The organism is Devosia sp. (assembly GCF_035944845.1).
Classification (GTDB): domain Bacteria; phylum Pseudomonadota; class Alphaproteobacteria; order Rhizobiales; family Devosiaceae; genus Devosia_A.
In genome coordinates this window covers 106,532-121,430 of sequence record NZ_DASZAW010000066.1, presented here as the reverse complement: position 1 = coordinate 121,430, position 14,899 = coordinate 106,532, and the positions used below count along the sequence as shown (strand labels likewise).

Genomic DNA, 14,899 nt, shown 5'->3' with positions numbered 1-14,899 from the left:
GATCCCCCTTTTTCGAGGCGCGAATCCCCGAAATGGCCCAGTCCCAACTCCATCCCGCCCTCCTATGCAAAGGCCAGGGAATCAGACCGAAACCCTCTCTTCAACAACGATGTGTGCATGTCGTAGCCTCGCGGGGAGGGGCGGGGGGTGGGGGCGGTTAGGGAACCTCGGTGCCGACTGCACCACCCCCTCCCTCAATCCTTCCCCTCAAGGGGGAGGGAGGCGCACCAACAGCGGCTGCGGTACCAAACCGCAGCCCTCAATACCCCTGCCGCTTGAGCAGGTCGTTCGAGTAGATGTTGTGGAGCCCGATATTCCTGACGTCGCGCTCGCCCATCAGGGCCATGGTGACGTCCATCTCCTTGTTGATGATCTGCAGCGCCCGGGTGACCCCTGCCTCGCCGCCGGCGCCCAGCCCGAAGGCCATGGCGCGGCCGACAAAGGTGCCCTTGGCGCCGAGCGCCAGCGCCTTCAGCACGTCCTGGCCCGAGCGAATGCCGGAATCCATCAGCACTTCGGTACGGTTGCCCACCGCATCGACGATCTCGGGCAGCACCCGGATGGTCGAAGGCGCGCTGTCGAGCTGCCGGCCGCCATGGTTGGAAACGATGATGCCGTCGGCGCCATTCTCCACCGCCAGCCGCGCATCCTCGGCATCGAGGATGCCCTTGACGATCACCGGACCGCCGAAACGCTTCTTGATCCAGGCAATGTCCTTCCAGTTCAGCGTCAGGTCGAACTGCGTCGCCGTCCACTGGCTGAGCGAAGCGAGGTCCACCGCCTCGGTGACGTGCCCGGAGATGTTGCGGAAAGTCCGCCGCTTGGTGCCCAGCATGCCGAAGGCCCAGGCCGGCTTGGTGGCGATCTCGAACAGGAATTTCGGGGTGATCGGCGGCGGCGCCTTCAGCCCGTTGCGGATATCCTTGTGGCGCTGGCCGAGAATCTGCAGGTCCATGGTCAGCACCAGCACCGGGCATTTTGCCGCCTTGGCGCGATCGATCAGCCGCTCGATGAACGGCTTGTCGCGCATCACGTAGAGCTGGAACCAGAACGGCTTCGACGTGTTCTCGGCCACGTCCTCGATCGAGCAGATCGCCATGGTCGAGAGGGTGAACGGGATACCGAATTTCTCCGCTGCGCGAGCCGCCTTGATCTCGCCGTCCGCCGACTGCATGCCGGTCGAGCCGACCGGCGCGATGGCCACCGGCATCGACACGGGCTGCCCCATCATCGTCGTCGCGAGGTTGCGATTCTCGAGATTGACCGCCACGCGCTGGCGCAACTTGATCTTCTCGAAGTCGGTGGTGTTGTCGCGGTAGGTGCTCTCGCTCCACGAACCGGAGTCCGCATAATCGAAGAACATCTTTGGCACGCGGCGCTTCGCGGCCTTCATCAGGTCTTCGATGGTGAGATACTTGTCGAGATTGGCCATGTGCGCCCCGCGGAAACGTTGGCGCTTTCTAGTTCTCTGACATGTCAGCGGTCAATGCGACGTTGGGCGTTCTCTTGAACCCGGCGGCCCAGCGGCGTTCATCGCCGCTTCATCCTCGGCCGCGCAGGCTCCTGGCACCCAATGGAGAGACTCCCATGCGCATTGCCACCCTTGCCGCATTCGCCGCCATCACCTTCACCGCGCCCGCCCAGGCCGACTGCCTCGCCGATCTGAAATCGGTGCTCACCGGCTCGCTCACTGGTGGCCCCTATGTGATGGAGCTCGTTTCCGACGACATGACCATGACTGCCGAAGTCGTGCCCCCGGCGTCGATCCACGCCACCACCCATGTCGGTGGTACGACGCAGGAAATGACCGTGCATGACGGCAAGGCCTGGATGCAGATGGGCGGCAGCTGGACAGCAATGCCAGACAGCATGGCCGCCCAGATGACGGCCGGCATCAGCGGCGCCGCCGGGATGATCGACCAGGTGGCAGGTGCTCAATGCCTCGGCACCCAGAATTTCGAGGGCAAGGACTACCTCGCCTTCAAGTACGACTTCGCCATGGCCGGCGTCGAAAGTTCGTCCACCCTCTATGCCGACCCGGCAACCAAGCTCCCGCTGCTGATCCTCGGCACCTCGACCGCCGCCGGCAAGACCACCGCCACCCGCGCCACCTACCGTTACGACCCCAGCGTCACGGTTTCCGCCCCGATGTGAGTTTGCACTATTGCAGATCTGGTGTGGGCTGCCCCCCACCCCAGTCCCCTCCCCGCGAGAGGGAGGGAGACCCTCGCGGTTCCATCATCTCCCTCCCCCTTTGCGGGGAGGGATCAAGGGTGGGGGTCCACAGCCACCGGCTTGGCGGCCCCTACAGCTTCACCGAGTTCAACCGCAACGCATTGGCGATGACGCTCACCGAGCTCAGCGCCATGGCCGCTGCGGCGAGCATCGGCGAGAGCAGCCAGCCGGTCAGCGGATAGAGCACGCCTGCCGCCACCGGGATGCCGAGCGCATTGTAGCCGAAGGCGAACAACAGGTTCAGCTTGATGTTGCCGAGCGTCGCCTTACTGAGCCTGCGCGCCTTGACGATGCCGCCGAGTTCACCCTTCAGGAGCGTAATCCCGGCGCTCTCGATCGCAACGTCCGCACCCGTGCCCATCGCCACGCCGACATCGGCTGCTGCGAGGGCGGGAGCGTCATTGACCCCGTCGCCGGCGAACGCCACCGCCTTGCCCTTGGCCTTCAACGCCTCGATCAGCGCGTGCTTGTCCTCGGGCGCCATGCCTGCCTGCACCTCGCTGAGCCCGAGATCGCGCCCTACCGCTTCCGCCGTGCCCTTGGTATCACCCGTCGCCATCACCACGGCAACGCCATCGGCGCGTAGCGCGGCGATCGCCTCTTTCGCACCCGCCTTGATCGGGTCCGACACCGTCACCACGCCGATCGCGGTGCCGTCATAGGCAACGAGGATCGCCGTCTTGCCCAAACCAGCCTGCTGCTCGAGCAGCCCGCCGAGCTTGTCGTCGACAGCGATGCCCTGCTCCTTGAACAGCTTGAGGTTGCCGAGCAGCGCCGGCTTGCCGCCGACCACCCCCTTGATGCCGCGCCCGGTGAGCGAGGTGAAGCCCTCGGCTTCGTAGACCCGCGCGCCGCGTGTCTCCGCGCCTTTCACCACGGCCGCGCCGATCGGATGCTCCGAATGCTTTTCCAGCGCTGCGGCAACTGCCAGCACGAAGCCTTCGTCGACGCCCTTGATCGGGATCACCTGGTCGAGCGTCGGCTTGCCTTCGGTCAGCGTGCCGGTCTTGTCGACGATCAGTGTGTCGACCCGGGCGAAGCCCTCGAGCGCCTTGGCGTCTCTCACCAGCACGCCGGCCTGCGCCCCGCGTCCGGTCGCCACCATGATCGAGATCGGGGTCGCGAGGCCGAGCGCGCACGGACAGGCGATGATCAGCACCGAGATCGCCGCAACGATCGCCTCGGCGAGGCCGGGGCCCCAGATCATCCATGCGACAAAGGCGGCGATGGCGATCGCCACCACCAGCGGCACGAACCAGTTCGCCACCTTGTCGGCCAGCGCCTGGATCGGGGCGCGGCTGCGCTGCGCCTTGCCGACCAGCTCGACGATCTGGCTGAGCCGGGTCTCCGAGCCGACGCGGGTCGCGCGCATGACGAAGCTGCCTTCGCCATTGAGCGTGCCGCCGGTCACCGGCTCACCCTTGAGCTTTTCCACCGGCACCGGCTCGCCGGTCAGCATCGACTCGTCGACGAACGACTGGCCCTCGAGCACTTCGCCATCGACCGGCACCGCCTCGCCAGGCCGCACCCGCAACCAGTCGCCTGCCCGCACGTCCTCGATCGGCACCTCGATATCCTTGCCCTGCCAGACCCGGCGCGCCGTCTTCGGCGCGAGGTTGAGCAGCGCCCGGATCGCCTTGCCGGTCGCATCGCGTGCCCTGAGTTCCAGCACCTGGCCGACGAACACCAGCGCCACGATCACCGCCGCAGCCTCGAAATATACCGGCGGTACGCCATTCATGTGCGTCATGCTCATCGGGAACAACTGCGGGAACAGCACCGCCACCACCGAGAACAGGTAGGCCGCCCCGACTCCCAGCCCGATCAGCGTCCACATATTGGGCGAACGGTTACGGAGCGAATTCCAGAAGCGCCGGAAGAACGGCCAGGCTGCCCACAGCACCACCGGGGTCGCCAGCGCCATTTCGATCCAGGTGGCCAGCGGCTCACCAATCCATTCGCGCACCGGCAGGCCGACCATGCCGCCCATCGAGATGATGAGGATCGGGATCGACAGTCCGGCACTCACCCAGAGCCGCCGGGTGAAATCGACGAGTTCGGGGTTCGGGTCATCATCGAGCGAGGCCACCATCGGCTCGAGCGCCATGCCGCAGATCGGGCAATCGCCCGGCCCGTCCGTGACGATCTCCGGATGCATCGGGCAGGTCCACTTGGTCCCCGCCGCAACGGTCGAAGGATCGACCGGCGGTGCGCTATGCGAGTGACCATGATGGCTGTGGTCGTGGCCCGCATGATCGTGCCCACCCTTCGCCGCGGCGCCGTGGTCATGCCCATCGCCGCAGCCGCAGGCGTCGTCCTTCGGCGCGTTGAGGTATTTCTGCGGCTCGGCCTCGAACTTGCCGAGGCAGCCGGCACTGCAGAAATAGTACCGCGTGCCCTCATGCTTCAACATGTGCCGGGCCGTCGTCCGATCGACCTGCATGCCGCAGACCGGATCGGTCGCCATAAGATACTTCGCCGGTTCCGCCTCGAACTTCGCCTTGCAGCCACCGCTGCAGAAACCGATCTCGCGGCCCTCATGCGTCGTGCGGTGCGGCGTCCTGGCCATATCGACGGTCATGCCGCAGACCGGGTCGCGGCTCACCGCGCCCCCTGCCCCGTGCGAATGCTTGTGTTCAGCGTGATCCATGCTCGGCTCCTATAGAACGTCTCGCACCGGCTGAGCGCCGGGACAAACGCGACAATCGAAATCCTATTGGGGCCTGTTCTGCACCTTCCCATCATGGTAAGGTCAAGTACATTGTTCAGACAGGTGTTCCCATGCAGATCGGCGAGGCCTCCAGGCTCACCGGCGTATCCGCCAAGATGATCCGCCACTACGAATCCATCGGCCTTATTCCCAACGCCGACCGGCGCGACAGCAATTATCGCGATTATGGCCATCATGACATCCACCGCCTCGGCTTCATCCGCCGCGCCCGCGACCTCGGCTTCTCGATGGACGAAATCCGCGACCTGCTGCGCCTCTGGGGCGACACGCAGCGTTCGAGCGCCGACGTCAAGGCGCTGACCGAGAGCCACATCGCCGAACTCGACCAGAAGATCCGCCTGCTAGGCGAAATGCGTCACACCCTCGCCACCCTCGCCGACGCCTGCGACGGCGATCACCGGCCCGATTGCCCGATCATCGAAGGCCTCGCCGGAGCGGACCTGCATGGCGCAAACTGAGGTCGATATCGTCTATCGGCTCGACCCGTTTCCGAGCGAGGAGGAACTGGCGCCGTTCTGGCGGGCCGCCTGGGGCGACGACTGGGGCGGCGACCTCGCCTTCATCCTCACCCGCAGCCTGACCCACGCGTGTGCCTATGCCGGCGACCGCATGGTCGGCTATGTCAACGTCGCCTGGGACGGCGGCGTGCACGCCTTCCTGCTCGACACCACCGTCGACCCTGAATTCCAGCGTCGCGGCATTGCGAAGGAACTGGTACGGCGGGTCGCCGACGCCGCCCGCGAGCGCGGCGCGCAGTGGCTGCATGTCGATTATGAGGAGACGCTGGATGGGTTTTACAGGGCCTGTGGGTTTCGACCTACGGCGGCGGGGTTGATCAGGCTGTAGTTTGGGAGAGGGTGGTTTGCTTGGCGCCCCTCACCCTAACCCTCTCCCCGGAGGGGCGAGGGGACGCGAGTTGAACTGGCGGTGCCACAACGCCCCCTCGCCCCTCTGGGGAGAGGGCCGGGGTGAGGGGCGCCGAGCGCACGGCTACTTCAGTCGGCCGGTCAAACGCTCAAGCACAGATACTTGATATCGAGATAGTCCTCGATGCCGTACTTCGATCCCTCGCGCCCATGCCCGGATTGCTTCACCCCGCCGAACGGCGCCACCTCGGTGGAGATCAGCCCGGTATTGATTCCGACCATGCCGTAGTCGAGCGCCTCGGCCACCTCGAACACCCGGCTCAGGTCGCGCGCGTAGAAATATGAGGCGAGCCCGAATTCGGTGGCGTTGGCGAGCCGGATCACCTCCTCCACCGTTTCGAAGCGGAACAGCGGCGCCAGCGGCCCGAACGTTTCCTCGCGCGCCAGCATCATGTCGGCGGTCGCGTCCGCCACGATGGTCGGCTCGAAGAACAACCCCTGTTTGCGCTTGCCGCCGGTGAGCAACCGGCCGCCCTTGCGCAACGCGTCGGTCAAATGCCGTTCCACCTTTTCAACCGCCTTCGCGTCGATCAGCGGTCCGGTAGTCACCCCCTCGCCGAACCCGTCGCCGATGCGGAGCTCCTCTACTGCCGCGGTGAGTTTGGCCGCGAACGCATCATAGACGCCGGCCTGCACATAGATGCGGTTGGCGCAGACGCAGGTCTGCCCGTTATTGCGGTACTTCGAGATCATCGCCCCTTCCACCGCCGCATCGAGATCGGCGTCGTCGAACACGATAAACGGCGCATTGCCGCCGAGCTCGAGGCTCAGCCGCTTGATCTGGTCTGCTCCCTGCCGCATCAGAATCCGGCCGACCTCGGTCGAGCCGGTAAAGCTCAGCTTTTTCACTACCTCGTTCGAACAGAACTCCTTGCCGAGATCCGACGAGTGGGTCGACGGCAACAGGTTGAACAGCCCCGCCGGCAACCCGGCCCGCTCCGCCAGAACGCCGATGGCGATGGCTGAAAGCGGCGTCTCTGCCGCCGGCTTCGACACCACTGCACAGCCTGCAGCCAATGCCGGCGCCACCTTCCGCGCCAGCATGGCGTTGGGGAAATTCCATGGGGTGATCGTTGCCACCACCCCCACCGGCTGCTTGATCACGATGATCCGCTTGTCTTCCTGGTGGCCGGGGATGGTGTCGCCATAGACCCGCTTGGCTTCTTCGCCGAACCACTCGACATAGGCGGCGCCATAGAGCACCTCGCCCTTCGCCTCGGGCAGTGGCTTGCCCTGTTCGGCCGTCATGATCGCCGCGAGGTCGTCGGCATGCTCGACCATCAGTTCGTTGAGCTTGCGCAACACGGCAGCGCGCGCCTTGCCGGTCTTCTTCGCCCAGGCATGCTGAGCGGCCTCGGCGGCGGTGATCGCGAGCTTGGCTTCCGCTACGCCGCAGTTCGGCAATACCGCCAGCACGTCGCCGGTCGAGGGGTTGGTCACCTCGAACGTCGTGCCATTCTCCGCCGTCTCGAGCCATCGACCGCCGACAAAGGCTGCGGCGCGGAGCAGCGACTTATCCTTGAGGTGGACGTTGAGCGCATCGGTGATCGGCATCGGAATTCTCCTTGAGGCGGAAAGCTCTGCGCCTCACCTGCAATGAACGCAAGTAGCCTTGCCGGGCTCCAAAACTTCCGATTGGATGCCGGAAAACTTCACAACTGAAATCTTGCGAACACCGCAAACGGGGGGACCACATGGCCAGCGTCTATCAGCATCACGAGAAAGAGTTCGGGCACCTGATCCAGGGCAGCGCCAAGCTCGAAACGCTCTATTCCGATTGCCGCTGGGCCGAGGGCCCCTGCTGGTTCGGCGATGCCAACCAGCTGGTCTGGTCGGACATTCCGAACAACCGGATGATGCGCTGGACCCCCGATGGCGGCGCCTCGGTCTATCGGCACAACTCCAACTACATCAACGGCAACACCCGGGATCGCGAGGGACGGCTGGTCTCCTGCTCGCATGGCGGCCGCAACGTGGTGCGCACCGAGCTGGACGGCAGCATCACCGTGCTCGCCGACCGCTATCTCGGCAAGAAGCTCAACGCCCCCAACGATGTCGTGGTGAAGTCCGACGGCACCATCTGGTTCACCGATCCGGGCTACGGCATTCTTTCCGACTATGAGGGCTACAAGGGCGAGTTCGAGCAGGATGGCGCCTACGTCTTCTGCCTCGATCCATCGAGCGGCGAGCTGAAGGTGGTGATCGACGATTTCGTCCGCCCCAACGGCATCGCCTTCTCGCCCGACGAAAAGCGCCTCTATGTCGCCGACAGTGCATACAGCCACGGCACCGACCTGCCGCGCCATATCCGGGTGTTCGACGTCAATGACGGGAACACCGTCAGCAATGGCCGCGTCTTCTGCGTCACCGATACCGGCTTGCCCGACGGCTTCCGTCTCGACGATCGCGGCAATGTCTGGACCTCTGCCGGTGACGGCGTCCACTGCTTCAACTCATCGGGCGTGCTGCTCGGCAAGCTCCTGACCCCCGACACCGTCGCCAATGTCGAGTTCGGCGGCCCCCGCCGCAACCGCCTGTTCATCTGCGCGACGCAGAGCCTGCACTCGATCTACCTGGCGGTGAACGGCGCGACGCGACCCTAGTTGGCGGCTCCGCTAGGCCACGTGTGGGTGGGGCGGAGAAAGAGCACCCTGCCTCCACTCCCACCGGTGTCATCCCAGCGAAAGCTGGGACCCATTTCTCAGGCTGAGCAAGTGGCGAGTTGGGTCCCAGCTTTCGCTGGGATGACATCGAGTTTGCTGGGATTCCAGTGGTCGATCACCGGCTCTCGTGCGTTAGCTAGCCCCGCCGCCGCGGCACCAGCCGGACCACCGTACTGCCGAGCCGCTGCCGCACCACGGTGCGGGGCGGCACGCTGCTGCTGCGCACGGCGTCGGCGAACCAGTCGTCTTCGACAAAGGCAATGGAATTGGAGCCGAGGTCGTAGCGGATCGCCAGCGCCTGCCCGGTGGTCGAGCGCATGCCGGTGACAATTGGGTGGTGGGCACGTTGCTGGGCCATTCGAGCCTCCGAAGTGCGGGCGCGGCCAGTTTGTCCGCAACACTTCATTAACCACGAGCAATGCCCGCTCGATGACAGTTGGACCGCACAATTGTGACGGTCCAACCATCTGATTTAGCTGATGATCCGGCTGCCGACGAGCAGGCAGGGCAGCCCGCCGGCTGCGAATCATGCCGCGGGCGCGACCGCCATCACGGTCAGCACGTGCTTGTGGCCGTCACGCGCTTCCCAGGTGATCGACTGACCGACATCGAGCCCGATCAGTGCGGTGCCGACCGGGGTCAGCACCGAGATCTTGCCCTGGGCGATATCCGCATCGACCGGATAAACCAGCTGCACGGTGCGCTCCGCCCCGTTGTCGGGGCGGTAGGTCACGGTCGACCCCATCCGCACGATGCTCGAGCCGAGCTTGGGGGTCGGCACGACGCGAGCGCGTTCGATTTCATAGAGCAGGTCATCGGCCGCATCGGAACTGTGTCCGCTGCCGGCCAGCGCCAGGGCGATAAGTTTGCGATGATCATCCTCGCTGAGGACGATACGCGGGTTGAGATCATAGCGACGCATGGATTGCATCTGAAGAAGTCCTTTCGATGCGCGAACGTCTGCGGAGCTTTCCGCGACGGTTCACGCTGGTGTTTGGGATGTGGCGCCTTGCTGGGGAACCCGAGCGGAAACTTCCGCGTAGGGTTCTGGATGCCCCAGACCCGGCGGCGCCTAGGCGCGGATCATGGGGCTATATGCCTGCGACCGGAGTTTCCCGGCGCGGTGCCATAACGGTAATGGTCGCGAAGCAAGACATGACATGAATGTAGGGGGTCGCGCGGTAAAGTCAAATCGAGTGGAGCGCGACCAAGGCGCCGCCCTACCTCGCCGCGATCCGGCTGTGCCTCGATGTTCCCACCCCCACGGTGTCACCGCGGGCGAGGTGACTTTGGTGCCAATCACCGACTGCCAACTCTCACGCCGTCGGCAACGAGCTGAACCCGGTCGGGATCGGGCCTTCATAGGGTCCGGTGCGCACGTCGGTCACCGCTGCGGCGGGCGGTCCGGCATTGAGTTCCATCAGGATGTGCTGGATCTCGCTTTCGTCGCCGGCAAACACTGCCTCGACCGTACCATCGCGGCGGTTGCGGACCCAGCCGTCGAGCCGTAACGCCTCGGCCTCGCGCTCGACAAAAGCGCGAAAGCCCACTCCTTGCACCCGTCCAGTGATCACCACATGGACGGCGCGCCGCATCAGAAGGTTGCGCCGATCTGCCAGGGCACGAACTCGTTGTCGCCGTAGCCCAGCAGTTCCGACTTGCTCTTTTCGCCCGAAGCGACGGCAAGGATCTTGTCGAAGATCTCCTGCCCCTTCTGTTCGAGCGAGCCGCCCTCGACCACTTCGCCGCCATTGATGTCCATGTCGTCGATCATCTTGTGGTAGATGTCCGAGTTGGTGGCGATCTTGATCGACGGCGTCGGCTTGCAGCCATAGGCCGAGCCACGGCCGGTGGTGAAGCATAGTATATTTGCACCACCTGCGACCTGCCCAGTCGCCGAAACCGGATCATATCCGGGCGTATCCATGAAAACGAACCCCTTCTCGGTCACTGGATCGGCATAGTGATACACTGCATTGAGCGGTGTTGTCCCGCCTTTTGCAGTTGCACCTAGAGATTTCTCCAGAATAGTGGTAAGTCCACCCAGTTTGTTGCCAGGAGATGGATTGTTGTTCATCTCCATATTGTTGCGCTCGGCGTAATCTTCCCACCAGTGGATAATGTCGACGAGTTTCTCGCCCACCTCGCGGGAGCGGGCACGGCGGGTGAGCAGGTGCTCGGCGCCGTAGACCTCCGGCGTTTCCGACAGGATCGCCGTGCCGCCATGCCGCACCAGGATATCTGCCGCCATACCCAGCGCCGGATTGGCAGTGATGCCCGAATAGCCATCCGAACCGCCGCACTGCAGCGCCAGCATCAACTCCGAGGCCGGCACCGTCTCGCGCTTTGCCCTGTTGACGATCGGCAGCATGGCCTTCACCGCCTCGACGCCGGCTTCGACGGTTTTGCGCGTCCCGCCCACTTCCTGGATCGTCATGGTGCGGAACGTCTCATTCTCGGTGACCCCATAGGCCTCCTTGAGCCGGGGGATCTGGAAACCCTCGCAGCCGAGCCCGACCATGATCACCCCGCCCATGTTCGGGTTGGTGGCATAGCCCCAGGTGGTCTTCTTGAGGATGTCGAAGATCACCCCGCGATAGTCGATGACGCAGCCATTGGCCTGCTTCAGCGCCACGATGCCATCGACGTTCGGATATTGCTCGAGAATGCCCGAGCGCTCGACTTCGCGGGCGATGAACCCGGCGACGGTGGTCGAGCAGTTCACCGACGTGAGGATGCCGATATAGTTGCGGGTGCCGACCTGCCCATTGGCGCGGCGAAACCCCTGGAACGTCGCCCGTTGCGCGTCCGGCACGAAATCCACCGGCACGACGCCCTCGCCAAAGGCATAGTCGCGCTTGAACGCGCCATGCTCTTCGCCGATCGTCACATTGTGCTCATGCACCCATTCGCCCGGCGGGATGTTGTCCTTGGCGAAGCCGATGATCTGCCCGAACTTGACGATCGGCTCGCCCGCCGCGACCTGCCTCACGGTGAACTTGTGCCCCTTGGGCACGCGCTTGGTGGTGGTGACGCCCTGCGGCGTTTCGGTGCCGACATCGAGATTGCTCAGCGCCACAGCAACATTGTCTTGGGCGTTGAGCAGCAGCGTCTTGGCGGCGGCGGGGCGGGACATGACATCGGACATTGGCGGCGGCTCTTTGATCCAGAATTCGGGGGCGGGGAACGGCCGGAGCCAAGCAAAAGCCCTGTACGCTCGAGCCGGCCCGCTTGCGGCGGAAAACCAGTCGGGTGACAAGCAGGTGCGATTGAAAAGCTCCGGCAGTCCAACTAACATGTTAGCATGAAGACCGAGGCAAGTCCCTACTCTTTTCTGTCTACGCCGGCGACCCCGACGCGTGGCAACGTCACGGTGTTCGTCACCGACACGCTGCGCCAGGCCATCGTCCAGCTCGACCTGAAGCCGGGAGAGATCATCGACAAGGGCGCTATCTGCGAGCGTCTCGGCGTCTCCCGCTTCCCGGTCTCGGAAGCATTGGCGCGGCTGCAGGCCGAGGGCCTGGTCGATATCTTGCCGCAGCGCGGTTCCACCGTATCGCTGGTCCGCATCGCCGACGTGCTGGAGTACATGCTGATCCGCAAGGCGCTGGAGGCCGAAGCGGTGCGCGTCGTCACCGGCAACCACAGCCCGGAACTGATCGATACGCTGCAGCGCAACATGAGCTACCAGCGTGCCGCCGTGGAGATCGACGACCAGAACGGCTTTCACGAGCGCGACCTCGAGTTCCACGACATCATCTTCGGCGACATGCGCTTCACCAAGGTGAAGGGCGTCATCGAGAACACCCGCGCCAACCTCGATCGGGCCCGCCGGCTGATCCTCACCCCGCGCCGGCTCAGCGTGACCCTCGCCGAACATCAGAAGATCCTCGACGGCATCACAGCCGGCGACGCCGCGATCGCCTCGGCCGCGATGCGCGCCCATATCGACTCCGTCATGGCCGAGCTCATCGCCTTCGCCGTCGAACACGCCGAGCTCTTCGCCGATGGCCAGCTGCTGCGCGAGGATCCCGCGTATTCGGCGTTCCCCTTTGGTTAGCGGCAGTAGGCAGTCGGCAGTCGCGGGCACCCGCCACCGGCCTGCCCTCTTCGACTGCCGACTGCCGATCCTTGCCCACTGCCGACACCACCCACCACGAGACCCCAAATGCTCAAAAACATCCCCCCGCTTCTCGGCCCTGATCTGCTCTATATCCTTCGCGCCATGGGCCATGGCGACGAGATCGCCATCGTCGATGCCAACTACCCGGGCGACAGCGCCGGCCCGCAACTGGTCCGTCTCGACGGTATCAGCGCCTCCGACGTGCTCGACGCCATCCTCACGGTGATGCCGCTCGATACCTTCGTCGACGAACAGGCCTTCGGCATGGAGGTGGTCGGCGACGCCAAGAAGCGCGAGCAGACCCACAAGGATTTCGACAAGCTGATCAAGAAGCACGAGCCGGGCATGAAACTCAGCCTGCTCGAGCGCTTCGCCTTCTACGAGCGCGTGCACGGCGCCTACGCCGTGGTGCAGACCGGCGAGCGCCGGCTCTATGGCAACGTGCTGCTCAAGAAGGGCATTGTGCGCCCCGAATAGCGCGATCGCGCCAATCCCCTTTGGCGCCGAACGGATTCGACCATCGTTGGCCTCGACTCCGTGCGGCTCTGGCCCTATCCCCCTAGGCCAAATCTGAGGAGCACTTCATGAAACTTCTGCGCGTTGGCCCCAAGGGCGCCGAAAAGCCCGCCATCCTGCACACCGATGGGACCTATCGCGACCTGTCGTCCGTGGTGCCCGATATCAATGGCGCCTCGATCGGCGCCGACGGGCTTGCCAGGATCAAGGCGGCCGACCATTCCAGCCTGCCGGTACTGGACAAGGGTTCGCGCATCGGCCCCTGCGTCGGCAATGTCGGCAAGTTCATGTGCATCGGCCTCAACTATGCCGACCACGCCGCCGAGACCGGCGCGGCCATCCCGGCCGAGCCGATTCTGTTCATGAAGGCCACCAGCGCCATCATTGGCCCCAACGACGATGTGATCCTGCCCAAGAACACCCTGAAGCCCGACTGGGAAGTCGAGCTCGGCGTGATCATCGGCAAGGAAGCCAAGTACATCGAGGAGAAGGACGCGCTGGACTACGTTGCCGGCTATTGCGTGGTGAACGACCTCAGCGAGCGCCACTTCCAGACCGAGCGCGGCGGCCAGTGGACCAAGGGCAAGTCGGCCGACACCTTCGGCCCGATCGGCCCGTGGCTGGTCACCAAGGACGAAATCGCCGACGTGCAGAACCTCGGCATGTGGCTCGACGTCGACGGCCACCGCTACCAGGACGGCTCGACCAAGACCATGATCTTCGGCGTTGCCCACCTCGTCGCCTATCTCAGCCAGTTCATGAGCCTGCAGCCGGGTGACGTCATCACTACCGGCACCCCACCGGGCGTCGGCATGGGCCAGAAGCCCACCCCGATCTGGCTGAAGCCGGGCCAGACCATGAAGCTCGGCATCGAGGGCCTTGGCGAGCAGCAGCAGACGACCAAGGCCTACGCGGCCTGAGTTTCCTGCACCTGTGAAGCAGAGGGCGTTGGTCGCAAGGCCGGCGCCCTTCTCACATTGCCGGGGACGTTCCCACTTACCCCCGCGCCATGAACGCCGCCATCATGGTGACTTTCGATCCTGCTCTCGTTAGCTGACACCTGACCAATGAGGGACCGCCGATGCGCAAGCTCAAGATGCACCTGCATATATCGCTCGATGGCTATGCCGCCGACGCGGCTGGCGGCCTGTCCTGGGCGACCTACAACGAACAGGTCGCAGCGCACGCCAAACGCCTCACCGCCAACGCCGATGCCGTGCTCTTCGGCCCCAGGACCTACAGGATGATGCAGGGCTACTGGCCGACGGTTCCCGGCGACCCCGACGCCACTGCGGGCGAACTTGCTCATGCCGACTGGATTGCCCGCGCCACCAAGATCGTCGTCTCGACCAGCCTGCCCGAGGCTGAAGCCAACTGGAAAACCTCGGTCCTGCTGCGCGACCCGGCCGAACTTGTGGCCATCAAGCAGCAGCCTGGTGGCGACATCGTCAGTTTCGGCAGCCCGGCCCTCGTCCGCTCCTGCCTCGAGCGCCGCCTGATCGATGAGTTGCACCTGTTCCTCAACCCGATCCTGCTCGGTGGCGGCCAGGCGGTCTTCGGTACGGGAGCAGAGATCAGGCTGCGTCAACTCGAGTCGATCTCCCTCCCCGATGGCGTCGTCGCCTTGACCTACGCGCCGGACTGACTCATCCGGCCGGCGACGCAGACATCGCCTTCCCACCTGTTGCACTGGACGGCAGCAGTT

Annotated in this window: 15 protein-coding genes; 8 read left to right on the top strand and 7 right to left on the bottom strand. The window is 64.7% G+C overall.

Features of this window, described 5'->3' with window-relative positions:
• Positions 1-259: 259 nt before the first annotated feature.
• The gene (locus tag VGV07_RS11960; RefSeq protein ID WP_326868921.1) at positions 260-1,432 is read right to left on the bottom strand and encodes an alpha-hydroxy acid oxidase; all 1,173 of its coding nucleotides are present in this window, start codon (positions 1,430-1,432) and stop codon (positions 260-262) included.
• A 155-nt stretch (positions 1,433-1,587) separates the two neighbouring features.
• Between VGV07_RS11960 and VGV07_RS11955 the strand changes: the two genes are divergently transcribed.
• On the top strand, positions 1,588-2,154 hold the full coding sequence (locus VGV07_RS11955; protein ID WP_326868920.1) for a hypothetical protein: 567 nt from the start codon (positions 1,588-1,590) through the stop codon (positions 2,152-2,154).
• 151 nt (positions 2,155-2,305) lie between these two features.
• Here the strand turns inward: VGV07_RS11955 and VGV07_RS11950 are convergent, their stop codons facing one another.
• Positions 2,306-4,885, bottom strand: a complete 2,580-nt coding sequence (locus VGV07_RS11950) for a heavy metal translocating P-type ATPase (RefSeq protein WP_326868919.1) — start codon at positions 4,883-4,885, stop codon at positions 2,306-2,308.
• A 131-nt stretch (positions 4,886-5,016) separates the two neighbouring features.
• On the opposite strand from VGV07_RS11950, the gene cueR reads away from it, so the two are divergent.
• On the top strand, positions 5,017-5,424 hold the full coding sequence (gene cueR / locus VGV07_RS11945) for a Cu(I)-responsive transcriptional regulator (RefSeq protein ID WP_326868918.1): 408 nt from the start codon (positions 5,017-5,019) through the stop codon (positions 5,422-5,424).
• Positions 5,411-5,812: a GNAT family N-acetyltransferase gene (locus tag VGV07_RS11940; RefSeq protein ID WP_326868917.1), complete on the top strand. Its 402-nt coding sequence runs from the start codon at positions 5,411-5,413 to the stop codon at positions 5,810-5,812. The genes cueR and VGV07_RS11940 overlap by 14 nt, the downstream gene beginning before the upstream one ends.
• 161 nt (positions 5,813-5,973) lie before the next feature.
• Here the strand turns inward: VGV07_RS11940 and VGV07_RS11935 are convergent, their stop codons facing one another.
• The gene (locus tag VGV07_RS11935; RefSeq protein ID WP_326868916.1) at positions 5,974-7,446 is read right to left on the bottom strand and encodes an NAD-dependent succinate-semialdehyde dehydrogenase; all 1,473 of its coding nucleotides are present in this window, start codon (positions 7,444-7,446) and stop codon (positions 5,974-5,976) included.
• A 140-nt stretch (positions 7,447-7,586) separates the two neighbouring features.
• Here VGV07_RS11935 and VGV07_RS11930 point away from each other — a divergent pair, with 140 nt between their 5' ends.
• Positions 7,587-8,495: an SMP-30/gluconolactonase/LRE family protein gene (locus VGV07_RS11930; protein ID WP_326868915.1), complete on the top strand. Its 909-nt coding sequence runs from the start codon at positions 7,587-7,589 to the stop codon at positions 8,493-8,495.
• 196 nt (positions 8,496-8,691) lie between these two features.
• On the opposite strand, the gene VGV07_RS11925 is transcribed toward VGV07_RS11930, so the two are convergent.
• From VGV07_RS11925 to VGV07_RS11910, 4 genes are all read right to left on the bottom strand, one after another.
• Positions 8,692-8,913 carry a hypothetical protein gene (locus VGV07_RS11925; RefSeq protein ID WP_326868914.1) on the bottom strand — a complete coding sequence of 74 codons (222 nt, stop codon included), beginning with the start codon at positions 8,911-8,913 and terminating at the stop codon, positions 8,692-8,694.
• A gap of 168 nt (positions 8,914-9,081) precedes the next feature.
• Positions 9,082-9,486 (bottom strand): nucleoside diphosphate kinase regulator, encoded by a 405-nt coding sequence (gene rnk, locus VGV07_RS11920; protein WP_326868913.1) that lies wholly within the window; start codon positions 9,484-9,486, stop codon positions 9,082-9,084.
• A 385-nt stretch (positions 9,487-9,871) separates the two neighbouring features.
• Positions 9,872-10,150: an acylphosphatase gene (locus VGV07_RS11915; protein ID WP_291309186.1), complete on the bottom strand. Its 279-nt coding sequence runs from the start codon at positions 10,148-10,150 to the stop codon at positions 9,872-9,874.
• Positions 10,150-11,703 (bottom strand): altronate dehydratase family protein, encoded by a 1,554-nt coding sequence (locus VGV07_RS11910; protein WP_326868912.1) that lies wholly within the window; start codon positions 11,701-11,703, stop codon positions 10,150-10,152. Before VGV07_RS11910 ends, VGV07_RS11915 begins: the two co-directional genes overlap by 1 nt.
• A gap of 156 nt (positions 11,704-11,859) precedes the next feature.
• On the opposite strand from VGV07_RS11910, the gene VGV07_RS11905 reads away from it, so the two are divergent.
• The 4 genes from VGV07_RS11905 to VGV07_RS11890 all read left to right on the top strand — a co-directional run bounded on the left by VGV07_RS11905 (position 11,860) and on the right by VGV07_RS11890 (position 14,839).
• The gene (locus tag VGV07_RS11905; protein WP_326868911.1) at positions 11,860-12,615 is read left to right on the top strand and encodes a GntR family transcriptional regulator; all 756 of its coding nucleotides are present in this window, start codon (positions 11,860-11,862) and stop codon (positions 12,613-12,615) included.
• A gap of 108 nt (positions 12,616-12,723) precedes the next feature.
• Positions 12,724-13,155 (top strand): RbsD/FucU family protein, encoded by a 432-nt coding sequence (locus VGV07_RS11900; protein WP_326868910.1) that lies wholly within the window; start codon positions 12,724-12,726, stop codon positions 13,153-13,155.
• A 107-nt stretch (positions 13,156-13,262) separates the two neighbouring features.
• Positions 13,263-14,114, top strand: a complete 852-nt coding sequence (locus VGV07_RS11895; protein WP_326868909.1) for a fumarylacetoacetate hydrolase family protein — start codon at positions 13,263-13,265, stop codon at positions 14,112-14,114.
• A 161-nt stretch (positions 14,115-14,275) separates the two neighbouring features.
• Positions 14,276-14,839 (top strand): dihydrofolate reductase family protein, encoded by a 564-nt coding sequence (locus VGV07_RS11890; protein WP_326868908.1) that lies wholly within the window; start codon positions 14,276-14,278, stop codon positions 14,837-14,839.
• The last annotated feature ends 60 nt before the right edge of the window (positions 14,840-14,899 follow it).

Coding starts and splice junctions, on each gene's coding strand:
- VGV07_RS11940 (WP_326868917.1), top strand. CDS start 5,411: ATGGCGCAAACTGAGGTCGATATCGTCTATCGGCTCGACCCGTTTCCG.
- VGV07_RS11900 (WP_326868910.1), top strand. CDS start 12,724: ATGCTCAAAAACATCCCCCCGCTTCTCGGCCCTGATCTGCTCTATATC.
- VGV07_RS11925 (WP_326868914.1), bottom strand. CDS start 8,913: ATGGCCCAGCAACGTGCCCACCACCCAATTGTCACCGGCATGCGCTCG.
- VGV07_RS11960 (WP_326868921.1), bottom strand. CDS start 1,432: ATGGCCAATCTCGACAAGTATCTCACCATCGAAGACCTGATGAAGGCC.
- VGV07_RS11890 (WP_326868908.1), top strand. CDS start 14,276: ATGCGCAAGCTCAAGATGCACCTGCATATATCGCTCGATGGCTATGCC.
- VGV07_RS11905 (WP_326868911.1), top strand. CDS start 11,860: ATGAAGACCGAGGCAAGTCCCTACTCTTTTCTGTCTACGCCGGCGACC.
- VGV07_RS11930 (WP_326868915.1), top strand. CDS start 7,587: ATGGCCAGCGTCTATCAGCATCACGAGAAAGAGTTCGGGCACCTGATC.
- VGV07_RS11950 (WP_326868919.1), bottom strand. CDS start 4,885: ATGGATCACGCTGAACACAAGCATTCGCACGGGGCAGGGGGCGCGGTG.
- VGV07_RS11955 (WP_326868920.1), top strand. CDS start 1,588: ATGCGCATTGCCACCCTTGCCGCATTCGCCGCCATCACCTTCACCGCG.
- VGV07_RS11915 (WP_291309186.1), bottom strand. CDS start 10,150: ATGCGGCGCGCCGTCCATGTGGTGATCACTGGACGGGTGCAAGGAGTG.
- VGV07_RS11910 (WP_326868912.1), bottom strand. CDS start 11,703: ATGTCCGATGTCATGTCCCGCCCCGCCGCCGCCAAGACGCTGCTGCTC.
- rnk (WP_326868913.1), bottom strand. CDS start 9,486: ATGCAATCCATGCGTCGCTATGATCTCAACCCGCGTATCGTCCTCAGC.
- VGV07_RS11895 (WP_326868909.1), top strand. CDS start 13,263: ATGAAACTTCTGCGCGTTGGCCCCAAGGGCGCCGAAAAGCCCGCCATC.
- VGV07_RS11935 (WP_326868916.1), bottom strand. CDS start 7,446: ATGCCGATCACCGATGCGCTCAACGTCCACCTCAAGGATAAGTCGCTG.
- cueR (WP_326868918.1), top strand. CDS start 5,017: ATGCAGATCGGCGAGGCCTCCAGGCTCACCGGCGTATCCGCCAAGATG.